The organism is Indolivaga capnocytophagoides DSM 22835 (genome assembly GCF_000426485.1).
Lineage (GTDB): Bacteria > Bacteroidota > Bacteroidia > Bacteroidales > Dysgonomonadaceae > Dysgonomonas_A > Dysgonomonas_A capnocytophagoides.
The window spans coordinates 1-7,714 of sequence record NZ_AUFL01000030.1 but is presented as its reverse complement, the minus strand read 5'-3'; the positions used below and the strand labels follow the sequence as shown (position 1 = coordinate 7,714).

Annotated in this window: 5 protein-coding genes; all 5 read right to left on the bottom strand. The window is 39.9% G+C overall.

The genetic code is table 11. The features are described from left to right. Positions 1-439: 439 nt before the first annotated feature. Positions 440-1,576, bottom strand: coding sequence for an efflux RND transporter periplasmic adaptor subunit (locus tag K322_RS0113255; protein ID WP_260203882.1), 1,137 nt, complete (start codon positions 1,574-1,576; stop codon positions 440-442). Next, positions 1,573-2,781, bottom strand: coding sequence for a TolC family protein (locus tag K322_RS20355; RefSeq protein ID WP_260203881.1), 1,209 nt, complete (start codon positions 2,779-2,781; stop codon positions 1,573-1,575). The genes K322_RS0113255 and K322_RS20355 overlap by 4 nt, the downstream gene beginning before the upstream one ends. Further along, positions 2,762-5,905 (bottom strand): efflux RND transporter permease subunit, encoded by a 3,144-nt coding sequence (locus K322_RS19430; protein WP_051290799.1) that lies wholly within the window; start codon positions 5,903-5,905, stop codon positions 2,762-2,764. Before K322_RS19430 ends, K322_RS20355 begins: the two co-directional genes overlap by 20 nt. Before the next feature lie 77 nt (positions 5,906-5,982). Beyond that, a complete protein-coding gene (locus K322_RS0113245) occupies positions 5,983-7,368 on the bottom strand; it encodes a sensor histidine kinase (protein WP_026627315.1) in 1,386 nt (461 codons plus the stop codon). A 2-nt stretch (positions 7,369-7,370) separates the two neighbouring features. Continuing rightward, positions 7,371-7,598: a winged helix-turn-helix domain-containing protein gene (locus K322_RS20680; RefSeq protein WP_260203883.1), complete on the bottom strand. Its 228-nt coding sequence runs from the start codon at positions 7,596-7,598 to the stop codon at positions 7,371-7,373. Positions 7,599-7,714 lie beyond the last annotated feature (116 nt).

The following is a 7,714-nucleotide window of genomic DNA, read 5'->3' as shown; positions in this document are numbered from 1 at the left end:
CCCCATCGACCAGGATATTTTAGGGGTAATTATAAAGTTTTTTCAGGGGGCAATTTAGATTTGGCACGAGGGGGCAACGCTCACTGGATTTTCCAGACGGTATTGCCGAGCGTATTATGGGTCATGCCGAGGGGAATGATATCAAGGATATTTATACTCATTTACATGATGAGGATATAGTACAAGAAATGAGGGATAAGTGGGTGGTGGAATAATAGCAAAACCCATACATCTTTTCTTTTAACAACTGATATACATCGCCTATAAAGTCGGGAATAAACAAGACAAGGTTTTCGCTACAAATACGCTGACGATAGTCAGGAAGATTTGTAGCGAAACTCTTCAGAGCCTGACCTTGATGGTTTATTGACGGCTTATAATTTTGGATGTCAGATGGAAGAAGTTTAATTTACAATCTCATGAGTAGTGATTGACAAAATCACATTACATCATATACCCCTTTAACCAACACTTTAGTATCGGAATTTAATTTATTATCAGAAATAATTTCGATCCAATCACCATTCCGTTCGCCTGTTTTTACTAAGGTCTTTCGGAAAGTATAATTTCCCTCTTTTTCCGATTCCAGAATTAACAGGAAATGGCTTCCCTCTTCTGATGCAACCGCATCGAATGGTACGCTCAAAGCATTTCGAGAATCGGCTACAATACGGGCTTCTACAAACATCCCTGTCATCAACTTTTCCTTTGCATTATCGTCTAATGTGGCGTATACGTTTATAATCCGGTCTTTTCCTTCTATCGATTTACCTATCTGAGATATACGGGCTTCAAACTCATCAGTCGAAACCTGTGGTATCACAAACTTTATCCTTTGGCCTGTTTTTAGGTTGAATATATCCTTCTCAAATACAGCCAATTCTAAGTGCATTGCTTTTGTATCTACAATTTCTATCAGTACATCGGTAGGAGATATTGCCATGCCAACATTGATATTGATCAGTGTCACATCGCCCGAAACGGGAGCATATACCGTGATTGAGGAAGCTAATTTCCCTTGTTCTACCATATTGGGATTGATACGGAGCATATTCAATTTCTGCCGAAGGCTTTCGTGGGTCGCTTTTGCCCTTTTGTATTCACTTTCTGCTTCCAGATATTTCTTTTGAGACGATATTTTTTCTTCAAACAAGGTCTTCTGCCTTTCGTATTCCGATTTCAGATAGCTCAACTGACTGCTTATTTCCATATACGATTGCTGCATATCAATATACTCAGGACTTTCTAAAGTAAGCAGAGCTTGCCCTTTGGTTACTTTACTACCCACTAATAATGAGGTAGATTTAACAAATCCAGCTACGAACGAAGTTACTTTTGCTCGCTTCTGAGGAGGGACGTCTATTTTTCCTGATGCTCTTACTACGGCATCAAACTCATGTTCTTGCAATGGGGCTATCTCCATATTCATGGAGCTAAATTGCTCTTTTGTAATCTCTATTAAAGAACTATCTTCCGGCGAAACAGACTCTTCTCCAGTCGATTTGTTCTCTCCTCCGCACGAACTTAAAATGCCAATTGCCAACGCAAATAATATATAGGAATATTTTTTCATCATTCATTAAAATTAAAATAGTGTAACTCCAGATAAGATGTATTGTAAGCAAGGACATTATTCAGATAATCGACCTCTATACTAATCGCATTTTCCATACTTTGTATATACTGAAAAAAGTCAATTTCGCCGTTTTTGTAGCTCATATCAGCGGTCTTTATGATTTCTTTCGATAGCGATTGCCCATTCTCAGTATAATATTTAATCATTTCCCTGTGTTGGTTCAATTCGGCTTGTTTCTGCATATAAAAACTCTCCATCTTTATTTCACGGTTGCTACGCATGGCTTCCCAACTTTGTTGCTCCAACTTGGCCGTTTTTCGTTTCGAGAGATTTCCATTGAAAAACAAAGGAATAGCTATACCAATTTGAAATCCATTTTGTCGGTACCCCAAATTCTTATTTGTCCCTGTAAATAATTCAATGCTCAGGTCGGGTAGCCAGTTCTGATTCTGCAACTTCAATTGTGACGAATAGGTATTGCTTGTTGTTTCCAAATATTTCTTTTGCAACTCTTTCCCAATGCTTGCATTTTCAAGATACAATAAACTCAACCGGTCGTTAACTACCTGAAAATTCTCTTCACTTTGTACCAACGATTTCAGTTGTTCATACAAGGCCTGTTTCTGACTTTTCAACTGAATCAGTGTCGTATGAATCTGTTTCGATTTGGCTTCTGCCGTAATCTTTTCCAGATAATTACTCTCTCCCAATTCGAATTTTCGGCTACCTGCTTTCGAGAAGGCTGAATACAAGCTGTCAAGCTCCGCATACATCTTCTCTTTATTCTGCGTATAAACAATTTGCTCATACACCAGCGAAATATCCAATATCAGCTTATTCTTTTGTATTTCGTACAATGCTTTATTCTGTTCCCATTGCGATTTGTAGACACCACGTTTTGCACCATATACAGTAGGGAAAGAAAAGGTTTGCTCAACACCGAATACCCTCAATGCTTTATCATTCGGAGCAATATTATTTTCATCGTATCCATAATAAACAGTCGTTTTATCAATATCGAAAGCCGTTCCGATATTGGCCTTTGACGATTCGGACTGCAACTTACATGAACTTAATTCCTTGTTATTGGCAAGTGCCATTTCTATCAGCTTATTCAACTCGGAATTATTATCTTGCGAATAAACCATTGAGTTAAATGCCAATAAGCAACCAAGCGCTATATTTTTAAATATCTTCTTCATCATTCGTCAAATTTTTGTCAAACATTTTGAAAAGAATAGGCAGGACTATCATTGTAAGTAGCGTAGCTGTAAACAATCCGCCTATGACCACCGTTGCTAATGGACGCTGTACCTCTGCCCCTGCTGAAGAAGAAATAGCCATCGGAAGGAATCCGAGTGCTGCCGCTGCTGCTGTGAGGGTAACAGGGCGAAGCCTGTCGACAGTTCCTTTCAGTATCAATTCGTCTACATTTTTCATCCCTCTGTGTTTCAAATCTTTCAAGTGTTCCACGAGTACAATCCCGTTGAGTACAGCTATACCAAACAAGGCAATAAATCCCACTCCGGCCGATATGCTGAAAGGCATTCCCCTCATCCATAGCAATAATATACCACCTACTGCCGACAGAGGTATGGCGGTGAATACAAGCATAGTTTCCCGTATCGACCCGAAAGCAAAATATAATAGAACGAAGATGAGACACAAAGCCACAGGAACGGCTATCTTCAGTCGGGTAAGGGCATTCTGCATATTTTCGAATTGCCCACCATAAGTTACTGTATATCCGGGAGGAAGATTGACTTTTTCATTGATGATTGTCGAGATATCCTTCACTACACTTTCCATATCACGATTACGCACATTAACCCCAATTACAACACGACGTTTGGTATCGTCACGCGATATTTTGGCAGGACCTTCGGTATATTCCACTTTCGCCAGCTCTCGCAATGGAATCTGCCCACCATCAGGGAGAGACACATACAAGTTTTTTAAATCTTCAATATCATTACGTAGATTTTCTTCCAAGCGTATTACCAAGTCGAAACGCCGTTCTCCCTCAAATACATTTCCTACCGTAGCACCGGCAAAGGATAAGGACACAACATCGTTGATGTCCGAAATATTCAATCCGTATTGGGCGATGCGTGTGCGGTTGTATTCGACTGTCATTTGCGGAAGCCCGTCTATCTTTTCCACAATAATATCGGCTGCTCCCTCCACGTTGGATATAGCCTGTTTTATTTGTTCGGCTTTTTCAGCCAGTATTCCTAAATCCTCGCCGAAAATCTTGATAGCTACATCGGAACGTGTACCCGAAATAAGTTCATTGAAACGCATTTCGATGGGTTGAGTAAACTCAATCTCCATATTGGGAATGGTGGCTTCCAATTCATCTTTTATTTTATCGGCCAATTCGTCTTTCGATTTGGCTGATACCCATTCGCTTTTTGGTTTCATTTTCACTATAATGTCGCTTTCTTCCATCGACATAGGGTCGGTAGGTACTTCGGCAGCACCGATACGACTCACGATCTGGTCTACTTCGGGGAATTTATTCAGGATTGTTTTCTCAATCAAGGTGGTGGTTTCGATGGTTTTAGCAAGAGACGTACCCGTTTTCAGTACAGGTTGAATTACAAAATCGCCTTCATCCAATTGCGGTATAAATTCGCCACCCATACGAGTAAATATTACAATAGCTAAAATAAGCAGAGCGACAGCTCCGGCTAACGTTTTTTTTGTATGCTTCAATGCCCATGTGATAGCAGGCAAGTAGCATCTTGTTAATAGCCTGATAATGCTGACAGATATTCCGTTTCTCTTTTGTTCTTGCGGTTTTATAAGTAAAGAAGAAGCTACCGGAACATAGGTCAAACATAACAACATAGCTCCCACAAGGGCAAAACTGAATGTTAGAGCCATCGGACGGAACATTTTCCCTTCTACCCCCGATAGCGAAAGAATGGGGATGAAAACAATTAGGATTATCAATTGCCCGAAAATAGCAGAATTCATCATGGTAGACGAACTCCCCAAGGTTATTCTATCTATTTCTTTTTTTCTATCAGATGCAGACAGATGACCTAATTTAGACGAATTCGCCGTCATTTGTGCCGACACAAATTCGACTATAATAACAGCTCCGTCTATAATGATACCGAAGTCAATCGCTCCCAGACTCATGAGGTTGGCATCTATTCCGAATATTCGCATCAGCGAAATAGCAAATAACAGCGAGAGAGGTATAACCGATGCAACGACAAGTCCCGAACGGAAATTTCCTAATAATAAAACAACTACAAATATTACAATCAGACATCCCAAGATAAGATTCTCGGCAACCGTAAAAGTAGTTTTGGCAACAAGTTCGCTTCGTTCCAAAAAAGCGTTGATGTACACACCTTCGGGCAAGGCTTTCTGTACTTCATCCACTCGTTCTTTTATGGCGTTGATGGTTTCTTTGGAGTCTGCCCCTTTGAGCATCATTATCTGACCGAGCACTTTTTCGCCCTCACCATTGCCGGTGATAGCCCCGAAACGATTGGCACTGCCAAATTGTACGGTGGCAATATCTTTGACTAGGACAGAGATTCCGTCTACATTCTTCACAACGATGTTTTCGATGTCCTCTATGGAGTTTATTTTCCCTTCTCCACGAATGAAATAGCTTTGATTGACCTTTTCTATATAAGCCCCTCCTGCCACACTGTTGTTCTTTTCCAGTGCAGTTACTATCTCTCCTGTAGTAATATTCATTGCCTTCAATCGGGATGGATTGATAGCTACTTCGTATTGTTTGAGATAACCTCCCCAAGTATTGATTTCGACTACTCCGGGAATACCCGATAGCTGCCGCTTTACAATCCAATCCTGTATGGTACGCAGATCGGCAACCGAATATCTATCCTTAAATTCAGGTTTTACGTCCAATACATATTGATAGACCTCTCCCAAGCCGGTGGATATAGGTCCCATTTCGGGAGAGCCAAAGCCTTCTGGGATAAGCTCGGATGCAGTCTTTATCTTTTCGGCTATCAATTGGCGGGGAAGGTAAGTCCCCATGTCTTCGTCAAATACAATAGTTACAACAGACAGACCAAACTTAGATATGGAACGTATTTCCTGAACTCCGGGCAGATTAGCCATTTCCATCTCGATAGGATAGGTAATAAACTGCTCAATATCCTCGGTCGACAAATTGGTAGAAGTGGTAATAACCTGTACCTGATTATTGGTAATATCGGGTACAGCACCAATGGGTATATGGAATACCGAATAAATGCCATATAGGAATATGACTGCTGTAAAAAGTAAAACAATAAGTTTGCGGTTAAGACTAAACCGTATAATTTTTTCTAACATCTACCTTCTATTTTTTTCACCTGTTCTTATAACAAGCAAAGGTAGAGATATGTTAAACGAGTTTCCTTAAGATTTGCTTAAGATTGAGGTATCTGTAGTTTGACAGCAGTTCCTACACCATCTTTACTGTTTATTTGTATCTTGATATTTAACAAGGAACAGAATCGTTTTACAATAGGTAATCCCAAACCAAAACCCTTGATATCGGTATGATCTGTGGAGCGATAGAATTTATCAAAAATCTTCGCCATATCTTCTTCGGAAATACCTATTCCCTTATCTGCTATTTCGAGGAGGATGATATTGTCTTCCGCTTGCACATTTATTTCTATCTCGCTGTCCCGGTGTGAATATTTAATGGCATTGGAAAGGATATTATGGATGATGGTAGAAAGTAAATATATATCCGTTCTTAAAGGAATGCCTCTGGATGAAATATTTGTTAGAATACGCATATTTTTTTGCTGTATATTCCGCTCAAGGTATTTCAGACTTTCATCGACAATCATTTTAATGTCAGTGTTCTCCCATTTTAACGATTGCTTCAGATTCTCATATCGGGTAAGGATAAGGAGTTCATCTACCAAATGGTTCAAACGATCTACTTCCTTAATGCAATAGTTCACTTTCTCTTCGTATTCTTCTTGTTGGCGTGGCTTCCTGATAAGGACTTCGAGTGTTCCTTTCAGTACAGCCAAAGGTGTCCGGAACTCGTGAGAAGCATAGGATGTAAAAGACTTTTCCCGTTCGATGGCTTTTTCTATACGATCAAGAAGTTGATTTATCGTATCGGAAAGAACATAAAGTTCGTCTTTGTTATGAGGTAAAGGAATACGGGAAGTGAGATTATCTTTGGTAATACGGTTCGATGTGTCAATAATTTCATTGATGGGTTTGATGCTCCGACCTGCGATGAACCGAGCGACAAAAAATAAAATTATCAAAATAAAGGGATAGGTAGTAAGGAGTATACGACCTAATGTCTCCAATACAACCTCCGAGCCTTCCCGTGCCACTGCAACCAATAGATGTCCGACCCTTTCTCCTCTTTCATCCAAAATAGGCACTTGTACCTGCCTGATCCGTTTTTCGGCAAGTTCGCCATCGAAGAATACATTATCTTTCTGCTTCAGATCGTATAGGAGATGGCTTTCTTTCAGATTAGGAGATTTGTCGATCAGGTTTCCGTCAATATCGAGAAACTCGATAAACACCGGATCAACGCCCACCGTATTGTGTTCGCGTTCCATCCACTCTTTATGCCTTTTCAGAGCAATCGTTCTGTTTTTTACTTCCACTTCCTGCGAGTGACGATCGACTTCAGTTTGCAGGTCATCATTCAGATGATTGGATACACCGATTTCTACCACGATAAATATAGTAACGAATACAATCCCAATCAGTAGTGCTGTTGTGATTATATAATTGAGTGCTATCCTGTTTCTGAAAGAAAAATTCTTCATTTTTATTCGTTGGCAATGTATCCTACACCTCTCACGGTCTTGATATATCCGTTGACCTTATCCAAATTTAGCTTTTTGCGTATAGCATTGATAAACACGTCAATTACCCCTGTGTCATACTCGAAGTTTATACCCCATACTTTTTCTATTATTTCCTCTCTTTTACAAACATTCCCTTTATTTTTTATGAGAAATTCGAGTAATTCAAATTCACGATGAGTAAGAGCAATATCAAATGCTCCTGCTTGTACCTTGGAAAATCCAGTGAGCGTTGCCCCCTCGTGCCAAATCTAAATTGCCCCCTGAAAAAACTTTATAATTACCCCTAAAATATCCTGGTCGATGG